The organism is Arthrobacter sp. TE12231, from assembly GCF_054062895.1.
Genome location: NZ_JBSSFS010000001.1, coordinates 2,182,806 through 2,203,039 on the forward strand (window position 1 = coordinate 2,182,806; position 20,234 = coordinate 2,203,039).

At 67.2% G+C, this 20,234-nt stretch carries 18 protein-coding genes; 6 read left to right on the forward strand and 12 right to left on the reverse strand.

The genetic code is table 11. From position 1 onward, the window contains the following. Positions 1–275 precede the first annotated feature (275 nt). Both ACVWYS_RS09880 and ACVWYS_RS09885 read left to right on the forward strand, forming a co-directional pair. Positions 276–929, forward strand: coding sequence for a LysE family translocator (locus tag ACVWYS_RS09880; RefSeq protein WP_456509666.1), 654 nt, complete (start codon positions 276–278; stop codon positions 927–929). A gap of 180 nt (positions 930–1,109) precedes the next feature. Continuing rightward, on the forward strand, positions 1,110–1,850 hold the full coding sequence (locus tag ACVWYS_RS09885; protein ID WP_456509667.1) for an MBL fold metallo-hydrolase: 741 nt from the start codon (positions 1,110–1,112) through the stop codon (positions 1,848–1,850). Positions 1,851–1,874: 24 nt separating this feature from the next. Here ACVWYS_RS09885 and ACVWYS_RS09890 read toward each other — a convergent pair whose 3' ends face one another. The 6 genes from ACVWYS_RS09890 to ribA form a co-directional block, all read right to left on the reverse strand. Continuing rightward, positions 1,875–2,522 carry a PRC-barrel domain-containing protein gene (locus tag ACVWYS_RS09890; RefSeq protein ID WP_456509668.1) on the reverse strand — a complete coding sequence of 216 codons (648 nt, stop codon included), beginning with the start codon at positions 2,520–2,522 and terminating at the stop codon, positions 1,875–1,877. Positions 2,523–2,654: 132 nt separating this feature from the next. Next, positions 2,655–3,854, reverse strand: coding sequence for an SLC13 family permease (locus tag ACVWYS_RS09895; protein ID WP_456509669.1), 1,200 nt, complete (start codon positions 3,852–3,854; stop codon positions 2,655–2,657). Between the two features lie 136 nt (positions 3,855–3,990). Continuing rightward, the gene (locus ACVWYS_RS09900; protein ID WP_456509670.1) at positions 3,991–5,133 is read right to left on the reverse strand and encodes a hypothetical protein; all 1,143 of its coding nucleotides are present in this window, start codon (positions 5,131–5,133) and stop codon (positions 3,991–3,993) included. Positions 5,134–5,367: 234 nt separating this feature from the next. After that, positions 5,368–6,225, reverse strand: a complete 858-nt coding sequence (locus ACVWYS_RS09905; RefSeq protein ID WP_456509671.1) for an SDR family oxidoreductase — start codon at positions 6,223–6,225, stop codon at positions 5,368–5,370. Positions 6,226–6,417: 192 nt separating this feature from the next. Next, positions 6,418–7,215, reverse strand: a complete 798-nt coding sequence (locus ACVWYS_RS09910; RefSeq protein WP_456509672.1) for a dioxygenase family protein — start codon at positions 7,213–7,215, stop codon at positions 6,418–6,420. An 86-nt stretch (positions 7,216–7,301) separates the two neighbouring features. After that, complete coding sequence (gene ribA / locus ACVWYS_RS09915) at positions 7,302–9,209, reverse strand: GTP cyclohydrolase II RibA (RefSeq protein ID WP_456509673.1); 1,908 nt, start codon at positions 9,207–9,209, stop codon at positions 7,302–7,304. Positions 9,210–9,438: 229 nt separating this feature from the next. On the opposite strand from ribA, the gene ACVWYS_RS09920 reads away from it, so the two are divergent. Then, positions 9,439–9,777: a YnfA family protein gene (locus ACVWYS_RS09920; protein ID WP_344367859.1), complete on the forward strand. Its 339-nt coding sequence runs from the start codon at positions 9,439–9,441 to the stop codon at positions 9,775–9,777. Between the two features lie 30 nt (positions 9,778–9,807). On the opposite strand, the gene ACVWYS_RS09925 is transcribed toward ACVWYS_RS09920, so the two are convergent. Next, positions 9,808–11,223, reverse strand: coding sequence for an aminotransferase-like domain-containing protein (locus ACVWYS_RS09925; protein ID WP_456509674.1), 1,416 nt, complete (start codon positions 11,221–11,223; stop codon positions 9,808–9,810). Between ACVWYS_RS09925 and ACVWYS_RS09930 the strand changes: the two genes are divergently transcribed. Then, positions 11,222–12,262 carry a DMT family transporter gene (locus ACVWYS_RS09930; RefSeq protein ID WP_456506624.1) on the forward strand — a complete coding sequence of 347 codons (1,041 nt, stop codon included), beginning with the start codon at positions 11,222–11,224 and terminating at the stop codon, positions 12,260–12,262. The two genes, ACVWYS_RS09925 and ACVWYS_RS09930, sit on opposite strands and share 2 nt — an antisense overlap. Positions 12,263–12,331: 69 nt before the next feature. Beyond that, positions 12,332–12,997 carry an FMN-binding negative transcriptional regulator gene (locus ACVWYS_RS09935; RefSeq protein ID WP_456509675.1) on the forward strand — a complete coding sequence of 222 codons (666 nt, stop codon included), beginning with the start codon at positions 12,332–12,334 and terminating at the stop codon, positions 12,995–12,997. Positions 12,998–13,036: 39 nt separating this feature from the next. Here the strand turns inward: ACVWYS_RS09935 and ACVWYS_RS09940 are convergent, their stop codons facing one another. Beyond that, complete coding sequence (locus tag ACVWYS_RS09940) at positions 13,037–13,408, reverse strand: VOC family protein (RefSeq protein ID WP_133247480.1); 372 nt, start codon at positions 13,406–13,408, stop codon at positions 13,037–13,039. 572 nt (positions 13,409–13,980) lie between these two features. Between ACVWYS_RS09940 and ACVWYS_RS09945 the strand changes: the two genes are divergently transcribed. Beyond that, positions 13,981–14,265: a hypothetical protein gene (locus ACVWYS_RS09945; RefSeq protein ID WP_456509676.1), complete on the forward strand. Its 285-nt coding sequence runs from the start codon at positions 13,981–13,983 to the stop codon at positions 14,263–14,265. 28 nt (positions 14,266–14,293) lie between these two features. On the opposite strand, the gene ACVWYS_RS09950 is transcribed toward ACVWYS_RS09945, so the two are convergent. The 4 genes from ACVWYS_RS09950 to ACVWYS_RS09965 form a co-directional block, all read right to left on the reverse strand. Next, entirely contained in the window at positions 14,294–14,959 is a 666-nt protein-coding gene (locus tag ACVWYS_RS09950; protein ID WP_456509677.1) for a GAP family protein, read from the reverse strand. A 49-nt stretch (positions 14,960–15,008) separates the two neighbouring features. Beyond that, complete coding sequence (locus ACVWYS_RS09955) at positions 15,009–16,565, reverse strand: leucyl aminopeptidase (RefSeq protein ID WP_456509678.1); 1,557 nt, start codon at positions 16,563–16,565, stop codon at positions 15,009–15,011. A gap of 2 nt (positions 16,566–16,567) precedes the next feature. Next, positions 16,568–18,256, reverse strand: coding sequence for an MFS transporter (locus tag ACVWYS_RS09960; protein WP_344367868.1), 1,689 nt, complete (start codon positions 18,254–18,256; stop codon positions 16,568–16,570). Between the two features lie 121 nt (positions 18,257–18,377). After that, positions 18,378–20,180, reverse strand: coding sequence for an SLC13 family permease (locus tag ACVWYS_RS09965; RefSeq protein WP_456509679.1), 1,803 nt, complete (start codon positions 20,178–20,180; stop codon positions 18,378–18,380). Positions 20,181–20,234: the final 54 nt, after the last annotated feature.

Here is a 20,234-nt window from a genome sequence, read left to right on the forward strand (position 1 = left end):
CGTGTCCTGCCAGCGGCCATCGTAGTGGGATGTCTATGCCAACCTAGCTTTTCGCCTGCGTGCCGGAATCATGCCTTGGGGGTGAGGTGTGCGCCCTCGGGGTCCGGAGTCGTCAGGCAAGCACGTCAGTCACACCGGGATGGCCTAAGGTGTAAGACTGCCCGGGCTTTGTTTGCCGGACAGATCTTCCCGCCCCATTGAACAATCCGAGCACCGAACTATCCAACTTCTGAAATCCCACTACTGGACAACCCGACGCCAGGAGGCAACCCACGATGGTCGAACAGTTAACGGCCTTTGTCTTGACCTGTCTCGTCGTCGTACTGGTCCCCGGTCCCGACTTTGCGCTGGTCCTCCGGAACGCGGCCTGCGGCCCTCGCTCGGCAACAGCGGCCGCCGGCGGAATCATGGTTGGCAACACAATTCTTGCCTTGCTGGCAGTTCTCGGTATCACGGCGCTCCTGGGAGCCTCAGAGATTCTTGGGACCGGGATCAAGATCGCCGGGGCCGCGTACCTGCTCTATCTGGGAGCCCGGGCGCTCGCGGAGGCGTTTGCCAGCAACATGAGCCCACCCATCCGGCCCGGCCAGCCGGCGGCACCGCGGGCCGGCCGCCGGTTTGGCGGGAGTTCGCCGTTCGTACAGGGCATGGTGAGCAACCTGCTCAACCCGAAAGTCGCCGTCTTCTATTTGTCGCTGTTCCCGCAATTCAATTTCGCCCCGCTGCCGTCCCTCGCCCAGCACACCGTGATGGCGGGTATTTTCCTGCTGATCGCCCTGGCCTGGTACGTACTTCTCCTCAGCGGGCTGAAGAAAGTGACTGCATTCCTGGCCCGGCCCCGGACCAAGCGGATCATCGTCGCGGGTTCGGGCGCGGTCCTCGTGGGGGTTGGCGGCACAATACTGACAAAGACGCTGGCCTCCGCCTAGCCCGACCGCCCACATGCACGGGCGCGTCTACGCGCCCCCGCACGGGCACGGGCACAGGCACGGACCCAGGCACAGGCACAGGTCACGGTCACCGGGTCACCCGAAACGGGTGATGGCCGGCGCTTCGGCGGTATGCCACGATGAACGCCCATGGTCCTTCGGAGGGGATGGCGAAATCCTTTGACCCACAAACCAGCCGAGCGGGCCATCGTGGCCGCTCACCAGAAGCTTTCCGAGACGCTGCCGTTCGCGGACGCATCCGATACCGACGACGCGGCACGCGGTTTCATCGCGGCTCTGAGTCCCGCAGTGGTCCACGCTGCCGACGGGAGGCTGGTGTGGGACAACGACAAATATTCGTTCCTTAGCGGGGCGGCCCCCACCACCGTGAATCCGAGCCTCTGGCGGCAGTCGGGGCTGGTTGCGAAGCAGGGCCTCTTTGAGGTGGTGGAGGGAATCTACCAGGTCCGCGGCCTCGACCTCTCGAATATCACCTTTGTGGAAGGTGACACCGGGGTCATTGTGATCGATCCACTCATCTCAACCGAGACGGCGGCGGCGGCGCTCAAGCTCTACCGGTCGAACCGGGGTGAGAGGGCTGTTGTCGCCGTCATCTACACACACAGCCACGTCGACCACTTCGGCGGCGTCTTCGGCGTTGCCACCCAGGAAGATGCCGACGCCGGGGGCATCGCGGTGATCGCCCCGGAGGGCTTTGTGGAGCACGCTGTCTCGGAGAACGTCTATGCCGGCACGGCTGCCGACGTCGAGATCCGGCTCACGAAGAACAGGCTGCTGGCCCTGCTCGGCCGGGACACCACTTCGGAGGGCATCAGCCTGAGTGGCAGCAGCGCCGTCCTGCCGGCACTGCTGGGGGCACTGGACTCCGGAGACCCGGCGTTCAACATCGTTACCCCATAGCTGGGCAGCTCCGCACAACCGCGCTTATCGCACCGGAGCCTGTTCCTGCGGGGGCGGGGGGCCGGGCGGGGGCGGTGGCGGTGGCCCGTGACGCGGCATGGGGTGCGGAGGCACATGCTTTCGCAGATGAGGCGGTGGTGGCTGGTGCGCCAGCCCACCATGAGGCGGTGGCGGGGCGCCTTGCGGCAAAGGCTGCGGGGGAAGCTGCCCCGCGTGCCTCGCCCCGGCGGCATCGGTCACTCCTTCGTCGGCCGCGGAGTCGGCCGTCGATTGTGCCGCCGCGGTCTCCCCGGTTGACGGCGGGGAAACGCCCGGGCTTGTTCCGACGGCGGATCCCTCGCCAGCGGTGTCGGCCACCAGCCCGTAGTAGCGGTAGAGCTCCTGTTCCTGGGTCTCCGTGATGATGCCGCGGTCGCTGTCGATGCGCGGGCCGTTCTTGATCGTGTCCTTGGCGAAGGCAACCCTGATCACGGATTCCTCGAGACTGGCCCCGGAAAGCGGGGCGAAGGACTCGGACATGCCGAACAAACCGGTCCGCACGGTGACGAACGCCGGATCACCGGAATCGCCGCTGGTGAAGATCTGTTCGACGGAGCCGATTTTCTCCCCGTTGGCGTCCACCACGATGCCTCCGTTGAGGACGATGTTGTCGATGTCCTGCAGGCTGAGCATGGAGGCACCTCCGTTGTCGTTAGCGCAGGCCCGGGATACCGTGGCGGCCGCACTTCATTCTTGCCGGTTTGGTCCGATCCGGTAAGTGCAGATCCGGTACCTGACCGGTGCCTGGTCCAAGCACCGGCCGGTTCACGGCTGGACTGCGGCCAGTGCCAAGGCTGCGGCGACTACTGTCAGGGGTGCGACGATCAGACCGAAGATGGCGTAGCCCTTCCACGTGATGAGGACATTCATCCGCACCAGCCGCTCGTGCCAGAGCAGGGTGGCCAGCGACGCCCACGGGGTGATGAGCGGGCCGGCATTGACTCCGATCAGCAACGCCGCCATTCGCTGCGGCGTCTCCGCCAGTGGCTCGGCCAGCAGGTAGGCAGGCAAATTGTTCAGCAGATTGGAACCGACCGCACCCGTCGCGGCCAGCCGAAGCAAGTCCGGTGTCCCTTGGCCTTGCCCGGCCAGTTGACTCAGCAACGCGGGAGCGCCCAGATGCCGGATGGTTTCCATCACTAGGAAGAGGCCGGAGGCGAACAGGAGCAGAGACCAGGGAACCAAAGAGACTTTGAGCACCCGCGGCCGCCGGAGCGCGAACACGACTGCCAGTACGACGGCGACAGCCAGCGCCGGGATCCAGACCGGGACTCCTGACACGAGCGCTGGCAGGAGCAGTGCCAGCACGAGTGCGCTGACGCCGAGCAGAACCCGGTCGGTCGCTGCGGCCCCGGATCCTCCGCCGGCGGGCTGATCAGGCCTGATCCGCCCGACCCGTATCCTCGAATAGCGCTTGCGTAGGTCGCGGCGGAAGACGATGCCGACGAATACCAGCGGCACGACGATGGCGGCAACGGATGGGGCCCACATCAGGGCAGCGAAGGCGGCGGGACTGGTCCCGCCCAGGCTGTGCTGGGCTAAGAGGTTCGTCAGATTTGAAATAGGCAACAGCAGGCTGGCCGTGTTTGCCAGCCACACAGTCGTCAGCGCGAAAGGCAGCGCCGGCAGGCCTGCCTGCCGGGTCACGCTGACTACCACCGGCGTCAGAAGCACCGCTGTTGTGTCCAAGGACAGGAAGATGGTGCTCAGCGTCGCGAATGCGGCCAGGAACAGCCACAGGATAATGCTGCGCCCGCGGCCCCAGCGCCGGAGCCTGCGGGCGGTCCTGAGGAAGACGCCGGCCTCGCTGGCCAGCTCCGTCACGATAGTCATGGCGACGACGAAAAGCAGGACTGGAGCCACCCGGTCGATGAGGGCGGCCACGTCGGCCAAAGGCAGCGCCCCGGCGACAATCGCCACGGCACCGGCCACAAGCAATACGGCTCCAACGATCGCCAGGCGCATGAACGGAGTCTAATCCCCCTGACCGCCGGCCTTCAGGGAGTCTCTCCCCCGCCGTCTGCGACGGATTGGATGGCCGCGGCATCTTCTGGCGGTTGCCGCGTGAACAAGGGCCGGCCGCAGGACCGCCCGGCTGCACTCACGGTTCGGCCGCCGTCCCGTCCGTTGCGTTCGAAACAGGCTGGCCTGATCCGGAGCGTTGTATCTGCGGCCCGGCCGGCCGGTCGGCCTCGAACAGGTCCGCGCCGAGCCGGTCGGCGTCAACGGCGGCAAGGTTGCGGATCAGGACGATGAGCCACGAGAAGATCAACAATCCGGCGATGAGCTCCACCGCGGTCAGGTTGTAATAGCCGACCGGGAACCACAGCACCGCGGCGACAATGATGGCTGCCAGGAACACCCACCCGAGCGCCACGAAGGCGGGCGAGATGGAGGGAATGAGGGCCCGGATGCGGACAATGAGCGACGCGAACACCACCACCATGCCGGAGGCAACCAGGGTGTGGATCCCGAAGCGCTCATCGACCGGGAACACTCCCACGCCGGCGAGGAACACGCCGATCAGGACGATGCCGCCTTCGAGCAGTCTTACCCGGTGAAGTGCGGCCGGGGTGTTGGCGCTCGCAGCGAGCGTCGCCGTCGAATATCCCGCCAGGGTGGTGACCACGACACCGCCGACGATCAAGGTGAAGTTGAACGTCACCCCGGAGACGTCCGAGCTCATGCCGAGGGCGCTGAGGTGCTTCTGCCACCAGAGGGGGTCCGCTGCCGTCAGCATGCTCGTGAGGACACCAGTGACGAGGAAACCGGCGAGGAGTGCGGCGAGCCGGTAGGCGGTCATGCCGAGCGCGGACAGGTACGCGACGTAGGCGCTGATGGCCCCCGCACCGCCGACCAGGACGGCGGCCGCCACCGGGTAGAGGACCGCGCCGATAAACGCTTGCTGGAAGATCCAAAAGAGCGCCAGCCAGCCGAGCAGGAACATACACGCGTGGGCCAGCGCGAGGGCGCCGACGTCGATCGCACTACGCGTCCGGCCACCGCGGAACTGCGGTGACACCGGCGTCGGGCGTTGCAGACAACCGGCCACCACCGCCGCGGCACCAAGAACCGCCGTGCCGATCGCCGCAATGTCACCGGCCGATCCTCGTCCCGACAACGCCACAGGTTCCCGCCCGACGAGCAGAAGTGCGACGCCGCCGAGGACTACGAAGCCCACGCTGCCGACGAAGAGCGCGCGTGCCTCGGACGTGACGGCGGCATGCTTGTTCCGGACTAACATCGCTCACTTCGATTCGCTGGCGTTGCGGCTGGTACTGGCCCGCCGGCACAGGCCACCCGTTCCGCTCCAGGAAAAGGCCTTGGGCCGAGTCCCAAATTCGAATCCGATTCCGGAACTTTGGGTCCCGGGCGGTCCTCCGCCGGCGATAACCCAACGCTATGTCCGGCCCGGCCGCGGGCCCTCACCCGGAACGGATGAAACCGTCGATGATGACGCCCGGCGCGACCGCAGCCTCTAGCTTGCGGTGGCGGACGTCAGCGCCTCCAGCAGCGGCGTCGTGGGCCGTCCGATCAGCCCGGAGAGCTCGCCCGTGACGGTGGCCAGAAGACCAGCTTTGGTGTCCGTGTCCAGGGCGGCGAGGAATCCTGCGGTCCCTTGGTCGAGCCCGGCAGCAGTCAGGACCTGGATCAGCTCGGGAGCGGACACGGGCTGGTACACGACGTCCCGTCCGGCGATCCCGGCGATCGCCGTCGCCAGTTCCTTGAAGTCCCACGCGTAATCGCCGGAGAGCTCGTAGGTGCGGCCCTCGTGCCCGGCGGAGGTGAGCACCGCCGCGGCGGCGGCCGCGTAGTCCGCCCGTGCGGCGCTGGCCACCCTGCCGTCACCGGCAGCGGCGACGACGGCGCCCGTCTGCCGGGCCGTGGCCACGGTCTGGGCGTAGTTTTCGGAGTACCAGCCGTTGCGCAGGAGCGTGAACTCTAGTCCCGATGCGCGGATGAGTTCCTCGGTTGCCTTGTGCTCGGGCGCCAGGATCAGCTCTGTGGTGTCCGCGGCCAGGACGGACGTATAGGCGATGAAACGGACACCTGCCGCTTTGGCCGCGCTGACCACGTTGGCGTGCTGTGCCACCCGTGCGCCTACCTCGCTGCCGGAGACCAGCAGGAGCTTCTCAACGCCGGCGAGAGCGGCCTCGAGCGCGGCAGGATCGGAATAGTCCGCCACGCGCACCTGGACGCCCCGGGACGCCAGATCACCAGCTTTCGCGGCGTCGCGGACCACCGCCACGAGGGAACCCGGCTCCTGGGTGCTGAGCAGGTCCTCGAGGATCAATCGGCCCAGCTGTCCTGTGGCACCCGTTACTGCAATCGTCATGTTGCGCTCCTGGAATCTGAGGTGAAGTTCATGTCAAGTCGTTGCCGTGCCGGCGAACCGGCACCGGGGATCACAACCGGTGCCCGGCTCCGGGCATTCCGGTGTTACGTTGTGCGACGCCCTCCATCGTTCGGCTGTCTGCGCGCCGGTGCAGGCGCCGGCCCGCGTCTCGTACCGTGTTGTACCAGACGCCTATGTCAGGGTCCACGAGCGCTTGGACAGCCCAAACCAGAACCCGTCGATCGCCGTCTTCGCCCGGATGTCTCCCGAGCCGTATGCGGCCCCGAGGGCAACGTAGAGCGGAGCCCAGTGCTCGCTCCGGGGGTGCGCCTCGCGGGCGGCCGGCGCCTTGTTCAGGAAATCGAGGATGGAGTCGACGTCGCCGCGGGCCATGGCTTCCTCGGCCCAGTGGTCGAATTCGCTGGATGCTGCCGGCGGGGCGGTGTCCGGGCCGCCGGCGGGATTGAACCAGCGCAGGTTGTGTGTGGTGAAACCGGATCCGACGATCAGCGTGCCCCGGTCACGCAGAGGCCCAAGCGACATGCCGAGTTCGAACAGTCCCTGCGGATCCAGCGTCGGCATGGACATCTGCACCACCGGCACGTCTGCTGCGGGGTACATCTCCTTCAGCGGAACGTAGGCGCCGTGGTCCAGGCCGCGGCTTTCATCGCGCTCCACGTGGTGGCCGTGGGCGGCGACGAGCTTCTCCACTTCGGCTGCCAACTCAGGTGCCTGCGGGGCGTCATACGCCACGTCGTAGTACTTCTGGGGGAAGCCCCAGAAATCGTAGACCAGGCCAGGATCGCGCCCGGTGGCGCTGAGCGTCACCGGCGCATTCTCCCAGTGCGCAGAGACCATGAGAATGTCCTTGGGCTTGCCAAAGGTGCCGGACCAGTCGTTGAGTTGGCGGGTCCATGTGGAGTCGTCGGCCAGAGGTGGCGCACCGTGGCTGAGGAAGAGAACCGGAGGGCGGTCAGTGGTCTGAGTCATGGCATTACTGTACCCTGTTTTTATTGAAGCTTCAAGCTTCTTGCGGCCCCCGGTCCGGTCCCCGTCCGGCGCCCGGCGGGCTCCGGTCAGAACGTGGGTACGGTGAACCCGAGGCCCAGGAGGCCGCGGCCGGCCTGCTCGAGCACCGGGTCCCTGGTGAGCGCCGCGTGGTTCAGCAGGACGTTGACGTCGCGCTGGATCCGCTGGAGCGGGTGCGATAGCCGGTGGACACTCCCGCCGGACCCCGTCATGACCAGGCGGACCGCTTCGGCCGAGGCCTCACCGCTCAGCGCGAGGGACAGCCGGTAGTCAGCGCGCTCCCGGTCAGTCATTGTTGAGGGCCTGCGCGCATGGGAGGCCGAGACCACCCGGACAGCTTCCTGCCAATGCAGCCGTGCCGCGGCAACCAGGCCGTAGGCCTGCGCATAGCGGACCTGCGCGAGCGGCGAGTCGGCCTGCCGCGTCTCCACTGTGTGCTTGACCTTGCGCACCATCAACAGCTCCCGGAACAGTTCGACCGCGTACTCGGCTGACCCCAAGGCGGCGGCAGGGGCCACCATATTCAGCAGCGCGCCCATGGGTGTGTGGACCAGCGGATCCTGATGGAGTTCGCTGCCCGGATTGGCCTCGGCTGCCAGGAGTTCCCAGTCCAGCGCCCGATGCTCCGGGACGAACAGGTCCCGGGCCAGGATGTCGTTGCTCCCGGTTCCCCTCAGCCCGGCCGTGTGCCACACATCGAGAACCTCGACGCCGGCCAGGGGCACCAGGCATTGCAGGCGCACCCCGCCGTGCTGCGCCGCGAGCAGCGCCCACTCGGAGTGCATCACCCCGGAGGCGAAGGTCCACCGGCCCGAGAGGGAGTAGCCTCCCGGTACCTTCTCCGCCACCCCGGCCGGTGCGCCGGTGGCGGCTGCCAACGGTGCCGGACCGTTCGCGAAGACTTCGTCCTGCGCTTCCCGGGGCCAGCGTGCGAGCATCCAGACATGCTCGACCAGGTGGCCCACGCTCCATGCCGTGGAGGCGCACCCCCTCGCAAGCCGGCGCACGACCTCGACGTAGGTCTCCAGTCCCATGCCGAATCCCCCGGCAGCCTTGGGGGACAGCATGTGGAAGATTTCAGCTGACCGGAGCTCCGCCATGGTGGAGTCGGGTACACGGCGAAGCCGCTCTGTTTCCGCGGCCCGCTCGCGCAGGCCGGTAATGAGTCCCTGAGCGCGGGCCAGCATCTCATCGTGGGTGGGGACGACGACGGGCACCGCGGCAGCGGGCCGGGCGGCAGTCCCGGCGAGGATGCCGCTGCGCGGCTCATCACGGCCGGGGCCGGGCGGGAGCCGGAGCGTGTGGGAGGTGTGGTCGCGCTTGGCGGTCAGGTACCGGAGGTTGGCCGGGGACACGTGGACGCCCGTGGCGATCTGCGCGGAAACGTCGACGCCGAGGGCGCCCAGCTGGGCCGCCTTGTCCGGGTTGTTGCTGAGCAGGCGCACCGTCCCGGCGCCCAGGGCGCCGAGCATCTGCGCCGCAGCCGTGTAGTCCCGCTCGTCCTCGCCGTGCCCCAGGGCGAGGTTGGCCTCGTAGGTGTCCAGGCCGCCGTCCTGCAGGGCATAGGCATCGAGCTTGGAATACAGGCCGATGCCGCGGCCTTCCTGACGGAGGTAGAGCAGGAACCCGCCGGCGGCTGCGATCCGCTCCACAGCCTCCCGCAACTGCGGACCGCAGTCACACCGCTGGCTCCCGAACACATCCCCGGTGAGGCATTCACTGTGCAGCCGCACCAGGGGTCCCGAGCCCCCGCGCGCCGCTTCCAGCAGCGCCTGCTCCCAGTCGCCCAGGGCGAGGAGCAGGTGCTCCTTTCCGTCGGTGAGTCCGCTGAAGGTCAGCACCTCGGCGTCGGCGGTGAACCCGTCCGCGAACCGCAGCGGCACGGAAACCCGGCGGCGCACGGCGGCCGCTGGAGCGGGTGCAGCGTGTTCGATGGTCTCTGACACAAGGGTCATCTCAGGTCCTCAGGCATTCGGCAGGAAGGTGCAGACGTTGCGCCGGAGCGGGACCGACCGGCCATACGACATTGCGGTCCGCGGCATTCCCGGCAGAACTTTACTTGAAACTTAAAGTTATAGGGAGGCGCGGCCGGCGATGCAAGCCATGACCCCGTGTGACGGGTCCGGCGGAAGCCTCGGCGCGTGCCCGCACGGATGACGCGGCGGCGGGTGCCATCATGATGGCGTGACTATCGCAAGAACCATCGTGCTCTTCATCCTGGCCGCGGCAGCCGAAATCGGCGGGGCGTGGCTCGTCTGGCAGTCCGTCCGCGAAGGCCGGGACTGGTGGTGGGCCGGTCTGGGTGTCGTGGCGCTGGGCATCTACGGCTTCGTGGCCACGCTGCAGCCCGACGCGCACTTCGGGCGCATCCTCGCGGCGTACGGCGGCGTGTTTGTGGCAGGCTCTCTGGCCTGGGGCATGATCTTCGACGGGTTCCGGCCGGACCGGTGGGACATCCTGGGTTCGGCGGTCTGCCTGCTCGGGGTCGCCGTCATCATGTTCGCGCCCCGCGACGCGGGCTAAAGCGGACCGCCGCTCCTCCGCCAGCCCGCCCTACCGGCCGGTTGTGTGCTCGAGTACCTGGCCGAGGATGCGCGTGCCTTCCCGGAAGGCGCCCGGATTGGGGCCGGCGAAGTTGAGCCGGATGAACGGTCCGGCCGGTTCGGCCGGGAACCACTCGGTCCCGGCGGCGATGATGACCCCGGCGGCCTCGCAGTCACGGACGAGCTGATCGACGTCGGTCCCGTCGGGCAGGCGGGCCCACAGGTTCAGCCCGCCCTTGGGCACGTGCTCAACGTGGGCCAGCGGGGCATGCTCCCGCAGGCTGCCGAGCAGCAGATCCCGGCGGTCCTGGAGCTGGTGGCGCAGGCCGCGCAGGTGGGTCTGCCACGCCGGGTGCGTCACGACGTCGAGGGCGGCCGCCTGGAGCACGCCGCTGACGTACATCGATTCGGCACCCCGGTCGGCCAGAATGCGGTCGCGCGCGGGTCCGCGGGCGATCACCGCAGCGACGCGGATGCCCGGGGACACGCTCTTGGTCAGCGAGCGCAGGTAGACGACATGGCCGGAATCGTCCCGGGCGGCCAGGGGTGAGGCATCGGTGGTGATGCCGAAATCATGTGCCCAGTCGTCCTCGACGAGGAACGCGCCGTGGGCGCGCACTGCCTCCAGCACCTGCTCACCCACGCGCGTGGCCCATTGCGCACCGGTGGGATTGGCATAGTTCGGCTGCGCATAGAACAGCCGTGCACCGGTCTCGGCAAAGGCGCGGGCCAACTCCTCCGGGTCGGGGCCCTCGGGACCGCTCGGCACGGGAACAACCCGGACGCCGGCCTGCGTTGCGGCCAGGATGGCTCCCCAGTACGTCGGGGATTCCACCAGCAGCGGCTGTCCCCTGCCGACCAGCGCCCGGAACACGGAACTGAGCCCGCTCTGGCTGCCGGGGAGCACGATCACATCGCTGGGCGTCGGCGGCGTAACACCGGCCGGCGTTGAGGCCCGGAGTTCGTGTGCGAACCAGGACTGCAGTTCGGGCAGGCCCGCGGCGGGCGGCCGGGACAAGGCGGCGTCTCCCCGGGCTGCCCGGGTCAGTGCCGCCCGCACCAGTCGCTCGGGCAGGAGTTCACGGTCCGGGTCGCCGGAGTGGAAGGCGATGACATCGTTCGGCGCGCTGCGCATCGCTGTGGAGACGGGGCGGAGCGGAGCCTGGGGTGAGCCCAGTGCGGCTGTCTGCCAGCCGTAGTCCGCAGGCCGGGCCGTCCGGACGGCCCGCACGAAGGTTCCGACGCCCGGGCGGCTCTCTATCAGCCCCTGTGCGGCAAGCGTGCGGAGCACCTTCTGCACGGTGACCGGGCTGGCCTGGTACTCGGCGACCAGGGACCGCGTCGAGGGCAGCCTGGCGCCGGGCGCGGCACCGGCAATCCACTCCCGGAGGCGTGCCGTGATTCTTGAGGTGCTATCGTTGGACATGAGAGATAAGAGTAGCGCTACTGCACTATTTGAACAACCGTTATCGTCCCGGCCGGCCACAGGACTGTGGTGGGGATTGCTCGGCGTCGCCGCCTTCTCCTTCACAGTTCCGTTCACCCGCGTGGCCGTAGCGGGGCTGTCGCCGTTGTTCATCGGATCGGGGCGGGCCGTCGTCGCGGCCGTTCTCGCCGGGTGCGCCCTCGCGTTGACCCGCCAGCGGGCGCCCCGCGGTTTCCAGTGGGCGCGCGTTGCCGTGGTCGCCGGCGGCGTGGTTGCGGGCTTCCCGCTGCTGACCTCCTTCGCCCTCACCTCGGTTCCCGCCAGCCACGGCGCGGTCGTTATCGCGCTACTCCCCGCGGCGACCGCAACGATGGCAGTGCTTCGCGGCCACGAACGCCCGCCCGTCATCTTCTGGGTCATCACCGGCGTCGGGGCGGTTGCGGCCATCGTCTTCGCCTCCGCTCAATCCGGCGGCATCGGGCAGCTGCATCTGGCGGACCTGCTTCTTTTTGGCGCCGTGGCGTGCGCGGCAATCGGCTACGCCGAAGGCGGCAAGCTGGCCCGCGAACTCGGGGCCTGGCAGACAGTGTCCTGGGCGCTCGTGCTCGCCTCTCCGCTCATGGTGTGCCTGGCGGCGCTCTCCATCGCCGGGCAACCACCCGCCGGCACCCCCGCGCAGTGGGCGGCCTTCGCCTACCTTGGGATCGTGAGCATGTTCCTTGGCTTCTTCGCCTGGTACCACGGCCTGGCCATCGGCCCCATGGCGCAGGTCAGCCAGATCCAATTGGTCCAGCCGGTGTTGAGCATTTGCTGGGCCGGGATCATACTGGGCGAGAACCTGAGCTGGACCACCATCATCGGCGGCGCCGCGGTGATACTTTGCGCCGGCTTGGCAGTCCGTTCCCGGCCCGGTACCCCGAGGGTGAAAGGGAGTACCAGTATGCATGCGACAACAGGTGCGCCGGCTTCGGCAACAGCAACCGCGACGGCGGCACGAAGACAGGCCCCTGACCGGCAGCCGTCTCCCCCGGCCCCTTGAGCGCACCCCGCATGCCCCGCCCCGCGTCCGATCCCCGACCCCAGGCCCCCGATCCGAAGGGAAACCCCCGTGTACATCCCCGCACATTTTGCCGCCAGCTCCGATTCAGTCCAGCACCTGCTCACCCGGGCGGCCGCGGCCAACCTGATCACTTCCACGGCGAACGGCATGCTCGCCACGCTTTTGCCCTTTGTCTATGACCCGGCGGCCGGTGAGCATGGTGCGCTGCACGGACACCTCGCCCGGAACAACACCCAATGGTCCGAACCCGCCCTCGGCGAATCGCTCGTCATCATCCAGGGGGCGGACGCCTACATCTCACCGTCGTGGTACGCGTCCAAGGCAGAGCACGGGCGCGTCGTTCCCACGTGGAACTACTCCACGGCCCACGTCTACGGCACCCTGGTCATCCACGATGATCCGGCCTGGCTTGCCCGCCACGTCAGGCGGCTGAGCGACCACAACGAAGCCCGCTCAGAGCGGCCCTGGACCGTGGACGACGCGCCCGAGCGCTACATTGCCGGGCAGCTGCGCGCGATCGTCGGCGTCGAGCTGCTCATCACCCGGATCGAGGCGAAGCACAAGCTCAGCCAGAACCGGCCCGACGCCGATATTGACGGCGTCGTCGCGGGGCTGCGGGCACGCGGTGACATGCGAAGCGCCGCGGACGTCGCAGCGGCCCGCGAGGCCCGCGATCAGGCCCGGTGCCCGCATTCGGATGGATCCCCGGCCTGATCCGGGACCGGGCGGGAGGTGCTGCCTGCCGCCCTGGTTCTACCCCTGGCGAAGCCCGAGGGTGTTGCCGTCAGGATCATGGAACCACGCAGCCCTCGCGGGGCCGAGCTGGGCGATGTGGCCCGTCGTCACCAGGGGGCCTTCGGTGTAGTCCAGGAATTCCACGCCCTTCGCGCTCAGGTCCTGGACCAAGGCCTCGATATCTTGCACCTCGAAATGGGCCAGGGTGTGCTCCGTCGTGACGGGCGGGCGCTTGAAGATCGAGATCTCGCTGGCGGCTCCGCAACGGAACCGGACTCCGGCAGGGGTCTCCCACAAGAATGTCAGGCCGAGGATATCGCCGTAGAACGACTTGGCCCTCTCCAGGTCCGTGACCGGAATCGTGGCTACAACCATCGTGGCAGTGATCATCAGAACCTCCTCGTCGGACCCGTCCAATCGGCGCGACCGTTCTGTCACGCCGCGCGCCTGAAGCGGCGAATGGGTCCTGGTGCTTATCTACGGATCGTCCCACCGTTCACGGGCGACGGGACAGGGCCTTCGTACCCGCCGCACCCGGGCGGCGCCGTCGTGGATGCGTCTGCCTACCCTGCGAAACCGGCCCCGTGTCTTCCACGCACCGTTTTCGCCATGTTTTCGGACGGCCGCCATGCAATATGTCCGGCGCTGCCCGGATCCGCGTAGCGACGGACCTTTTCGTCGTCATGTGTCCGTTTCCGTAGCGGATCCGCCAGCGACGGCGCGTGAGCGGCCCTGTCTACACAGCTCACGCCTTCCGTGTCGCCTGCCGGCGCCCTCCCCGGATCCTGCCTGCCGGGCGCCCGGCAAGTATTTCCCCCTTGTGCATCCAGGCCGCCTGGTCCTTACTGGTGGGAGGGGAACAGGCCAGCGCTCACCAGGACCGCCAATCATGAAGGTGCGTCTCCCTGTTAAAGGGCGTGAGCGGCAGGCACTCCGACTCTCACGTATCTAGGAGGATGGACATGTTCGCTCGCGTCAGCACCTATCAGCCAGGCCCTGACAGCTCGGGGGCACTCACAGAGGACACCGTCAACCGGGTGCTGGCATTGCCGGGGTGCCTTGGCATCTATTACCTGTTGGGGAAGGACAACAAGTCGCTGTCCATCACGCTGTGGGAGGACGAGGAAGCCCTCGCCGGCAGCGCGGAAGCTGCGGCTAGAATCCGTTCGGAGACCAGCGCCGAGCAACACATGCAGATCCTTGGCGTCGAGGAATTTGACGTGCTCACACGGCACCTCAAGGATTGACCGGCGGTGCGGGCAGCTGCGGGACCGCCTAAATGCCCGCGAGGCCTTTGCCGATCATCACGACGCCAATAATGGCGAGCACGGCCGCGATGATGATGTTGTAGTAGCGAACCAGCCATGTCCGGACCGGTTCCAGCACTCCGCGCACGCGGGCACCGAGGAAAAGATACGCCACCACCGGGACCACGACGGTGATCGTGGCGATCGCCGTGTAGATGAGCACGGCTGCGGCAAGCACGCCGGGCGGGAGCGTGGAGCTTCCGATCACGACACCTGCCGCGAGGCCGAAGATCAGTTCCTTCGGATTGATCACGGTCACCAGGAAGCCGGTCCTCAGAGCCTTCGCGGGCGGCATGTCGTCCAAGGCTTGCATCCACCCGGGGGTCTTCGGTTCGGCGGACCCCCGGGGCCGTGAGCGGACCTTGGTCAGGGCCAGGAAGAGCAGCGCCACCCCGAACACGAGGCGGATGACGGCGCCGATTCGTGACCCGCCGGATCCTTGTGTGACGAGTTCGGACAGGGCGGCCACTGCAATCACCGTCGCGAGGACCCCGAGCACCCGGCCCACGGCAAAGCCGATGCTCCTGCCCCGACCGTTCGGGGACAGGACCATCAGGAGCACCGCGATCAGCGGGAGCGGACTGGCCGCAAGGCCGATGGCTTGCGGCATCAGCTCCGCGACCAGCTCAAGCACACTTCTCCGTCTGGCTACTGCGGGCGCGGAACACGGTAACCGTCTCCCGCTACTCGGCTGAAGGTTGAGCTGAAGCCGCAGCAGACGCGGCCCGAACCGGAGTAAAGCTGCGGGCGAGCTCGATCAGGGTGCGGGTGCCGAAGCCGGTGGCGCCTTTCGAACGCCACACGTCGTCGGTATCCGACTGCATAGTGCCCGCGATGTCCAGGTGGGCCCAGGGTGTGTCTCCCGCGAACTCGGCGAGGAAGAGCGCGGCGGTGGTGGCCCCTGCGTACTTTCCGCCGAGGTTGGAAATGTCCGCGATGTCCGAATCAAGCTGCTTGCGGTACTGGGGCTCCAGCGGCAGTTGCCAGACCTGCTCATCGGTGCGGGCGGCAGCATCCCGCAGCCTGTCCACCAGCAGTTGATCATTGCCGAAGAGCGCGGCAGTCAATTGCCCGAGCGCCATCAAGGAGGCTCCGGTGAGCGTGGCGATGTCCACGATGGCGTCCGCGCCCTCCTCCACGGCCAATGTCAGTGCGTCGCACATGACCAGTCTGCCCTCCGCGTCGGTGTTCTTGACCTCTATGGTGGTGCCGTTGCGGGCGGTGAGGACATCGCCGAGTTTGTAGGCCGAGCCGGACGGCATGTTGTCGGTGCACATCAGGAAGCCGGTGACCTTGGCGGAGGCCCCGAGCTCGCGCAGCGCGGTGAATGTCGCGAGCACGGCGGCGGCACCGCCCATGTCCATCTTCATGAGCAGGTGCATGGGGTCGCTGGGTTTCAGGCTCACCCCGCCGGAGTCATACATGATGCCCTTGCCGACCATTCCCAGGTGCCCGGTGGATTCGCCGTCGGGCATGAAGGTGAGCTTGAGCATGCGCGGCTCCTGGGCGCTGCCGGCATTGACACCAAGCAGTCCGCCGCAGCCGAGGTCGATCAGCTGCTGTTTGTCGAACTCCTCCACTACGAACCCGAACCGTGACCCCAGGTCCTTGGCAATCGCGCCGAGATCCGCCGCCGTGAGGTGGCTGGGCGGGGCGTTGCACAGATCGCGGGCGATGTTGGCGGCCCGCGCGGTGACGCGCCCTGTCGCCAGACCCCCGGCGGCCGCGGCCATGGAGATCCCGGGGGCGCGCAGCTGCAGCAGCGCCAGCGGAACGTTCTTGGGCTTGCTCTGCAGCACATCGAAGCGGTAACGGCCCAGCAGCGCCCCCTCGGTCAATGCCTGGCCTAGGCTTGCAGCGTCCATCCCTGCGACGGCCGGAAGATCGAGGCCGATCCGGGCGTGGCGTGCGGTGGCGCGCAGCAGTACGGCGACGGCGTTGCGCAGCCTCGCGGCATCCAGGCCCCCGGATGCGCCGCCGCCCACTGCCACCAAAAGGGTGGACCCCGAGGCAGCCGGCAGCAGGAGCGTGGTCCCGGCAGCGGCGGTGAAGCCGGCACGCGCCAGTGCCTCTCGGTCCAGTCCGAGAACGGCGGGAACCTCGCCGTCGGTGGTCACCACGACGCCCAGCGCGTCGAGTTCGCCGAACTCTGCCACCCATTCAATAGTGGCCTCGTCCCGTTCCAACGACGGGATGGCGGTGAAGCTCTCGGGGATCAGTTTGTACGGTTCGCGGGTCATGTTCATGCCCTTCCCTCTGTGGCGGTATCCGTGGATCCCAGCTCCAGGGCGTCGGGATCATCCGGTTCGAGCTGTTCGGGCAGGTCCCCGCGCATCCTGCCGGGCATGGCCCCGGCGGGGACGATTGCCAGCAGTGCGAGACCTGCGAGTCCCAGGAGCGAGTACTGCAGGGCACGAAGCCGTGCCTCGGCATTAACTTCGACGGCGGCGGCAAGTTCCGCTGGACCGCTTGCCCGGTCGCCGATGGCGGCTACGAGTTGTTCATTGGTCATGAAGTTGGCGTCGTTGATGTTCACTTTGGAGATCAACTCATCGGAGACCTGAGGGTGCGCCGCCGCTCCACTGGCGATCAGCGAGGCGAGCATGCCGACGGCAAACGCGCTGGCCACAGCAATGCCAACGCTGCCGGAGAGGTTGTGCACCAGGCCGCGCCAGGCGCCGACGTCGCCGGCCAATGGCTTGGGCACCGCGCTGAGCAGCGTGTTGAAGACCAGGGCCACGATCGCGCCCTGGCCAAGGCCCAGCAGGATCAGGCCGAGGACCACAATGACCTGTCCCCAGTCGTTGCGGATGGTGAAGGCAATCAGTGTCAGGGCGCCGGCGACGACGACGAAGCCCGCCTGCGCGATGGTCCGGGGCGGAAACTTGGCGTAGAGGAAGGCCACGAAAGTGCTGGCCAGGAAGATCGACAGGGTGTACGGAATGATCGAGAACGACGTTTCGATGCTTGAGAGGCCCTGGACCATCTGCATGTAGAGCGGAATCAGGAAGTTCGCCGCGGTGCCCACAAACAACATGAGGCCCATGCACGCGGTCACCGCCAACTCAGAGCTTGACGCGAGTACCCGCAGGTCGAAGATGCGCGAGCGCTTTGCGTCCTGGCGCTTGCGGATCCACCGGAAGAACAGCTCGCCGGCGATCAGGCCCAGCAGAATCAGTAGCGGCGCCGGGGAGAGGCCCGCGATCTGGAAGGGTGCCTGATCGGTGGCGAACCACACACCCCAACTCGACAACCCGCTGAAGCCGAAACTGAGCAGGATGATGGCAACCGCGGCCATGATGGCGCCGGTCCAGTCAATCTTCAGATTGGGCTGCGCGGGAACGCTCTTGAGCCTGAAACTCAACAGCAGGTTCACCGCGCCAAGGACCACCATCAGTCCAAACGAATAGCGCCAGCCGATGGTGGTGGCAAACCAGCCGGCGATCAACAGGGCCAGGACACCTGCGGCCGGGATGGCCGCGGCGAGCAGGCCGATGGCTTTCGCCTGCTGCTCGTCGTGATAGTTGGTGGCAATGAAGACGGTCAAGGCGGGGGCGATCAGTGCAATCACAGCACCGGAGGACGCCTGGGCGATGAACAGCATGGCGGGGCTCAGGCTGAGTGCGACACACGCCATCGCGGCGGCATGAATGCCGACCGCAATCTGGAAGACTTTGCGGGTGCCGAAACGGGCGCCCACCTTTGCCCCCAGGAGGATGAAGGCAGCCATCGAGAACGTACCGGCGGTAATTGCCGTGCCCACCGAGGTGGCCGGTGTATCGAGGTCGGTTGTGATACCCTGCATCGAAACGGTCAGCGCGTTCACTGCGAATGAGGCCTGGATTTGTGTCAGCACCACCACGATCAGTGGCAACCAGGAAGCCGTTCTTGCGGCAGCGGATGTCGACGCCGACGGGATAGTTTGGGACATTCCGTGCTCCTTAGTGGGGATCAGTTGTGAGGAACTGCCTCAGGATCATCTGGATGAAGCCGGGCCCGCAGTTCCGGGACCCCTCCGGTTCCTGCCACGTCGTGGGGGATGTTGCCGTGTGTTAGAGAACATGGGCGGGCCAGAACACGGGGACCAACAGAATCGCGACTGCTGCATAGAGCGCCATGACCGCCAAACCAAACTTCCAGTAGTCGCCGAACCGGTATCCGGCGGGCTGCATGATCATCATGTTGGCCGGTGTGGATACGGGGGTCAAGAGTGCGGCCGACGAGGCGACCGCGACGCACATGAGGACCGTGATGGGGTTGAGCGCAGCCTCGGCCGCAACTGACAACGAAATCGGAATGATGATCAACGCCGTGGCGGTATTGCTGATCAGCTGCCCGAGGACCGCCGTGACCACGAAAATGCCCGCCAGAAGCAACAGGGGGCCGGAACCTCCGATGACGGCGACCATGCCGTCGGCGATCATGCTCGCGGCACCTGTCTTGGTGATGGCTGAAGACAGCGGGATCATGGCCCCTACAAGGATCAGGGTCTGCCACGCCATCGAACGGTGCGCCTGAGCGGGTGTGACCACTTTGAGCACCACCATGGCCATGGCGGCCAACAGCGCGGCAACGGGGGCCGGAACAATGCTCGTGGACAGCATGATGACCATCGCGGCCAGGACGATCAGGGCGGGAACGGCCCCCGGCCCCAACGGGACAGTCTGTCGACGGATCGCATCAGGAGAATCCACCAGCATCACATCGTGGTCCACCGTATGTTTGTCCAGCGCGGACCAGGCTCCCTGGAGCAGCATCATGTCACCTGCAGCGACAGTGGCGCGTTCCCGGGACAGCTGGTCCCCCGGACGCTGATGAGCAAGGACCACCAATGCACCGCTGGCAGTGATCATGCCGGGGTACACGACGGTGCCAACCAGATTTGACCGGGGCGCGACCACCACTTCGGCCACGCCGTAAGATCGGCTGATCAGCCCGCACGTGGCGCCGTCGGTTTGTTCCAACGCATGCGCGGTGGCAAATTCGTTGATGAGCTGCTGATCACCGCGCACGATGATTTGGTCCCCGGCCGAAAGTTCGTCCGCGCGCACCGGTTTGCCGCTAGGGCGTTGCACGCTGATCAGGTGCAGCCCTGCGGGGTGCTCCGCGAGGGGGTCAGCCGTGGGGAGGCCGATGAGGGCCGAATCCGGCGGGATCCGGAGCCTGGTCAGCTGGTCATCGCCCAGATAGTGCTGCAGGAGCGTGTCCCCGTGGGAACTCAGGTCCTTAGGCAGCGCATCAGGGCTGCGATCCGGCAGCAGTTTGGGCCCGAGCCAGACGGCCAGCCCCATGGTACCCACGAGCAGGGGAAGGCCCACGAGCCCGAACTCAAAGAACCCGATGCCGTGACCGGTTGATTCCATGGCGGCATTGAGGATCAGGATGTTGACCGGCGAACCGGTGAGCACCAGCAAGGACCCGGCATGGGCGGCGAAGGCCATCGGCATCAGTAGCTGCGCCGGGCGGCGGCCCAGCCGTACGGCAAGGACCACTACCATCGGCAGCAGCGCGGCGACCGCCCCGTTGACGCTAATGAACGCCGTCAACACGGCGGTGATGCCCATCATGAGCAGGACGAGCCGAACCCGGCTCGTTCCTGCGAACCGGACGAGCAGACCCCCGAGCCATGTGGTGATTCCCGCGGCGTCAATGGCTTCAGCCACCACGAACAGCGCAGCGATCAGCACAACCGTTGCGCTGCCGAAGCCGGAGAATGCTTCCTCCATGCTGATCACACCGGTTCCCAGCAGGGCCAGGGCCACACCGAGGGCAACAATCTCGACCGGCAACCGGTTCCAGACGAACGCCGCTACAGCGACGACAAGGACAAGAACGGTGATCGCAATGTCCGTCATGAGGGACACGCTAAACCAAAACCCCTATTCCAGATATACCCCCGCCTCGCGGCT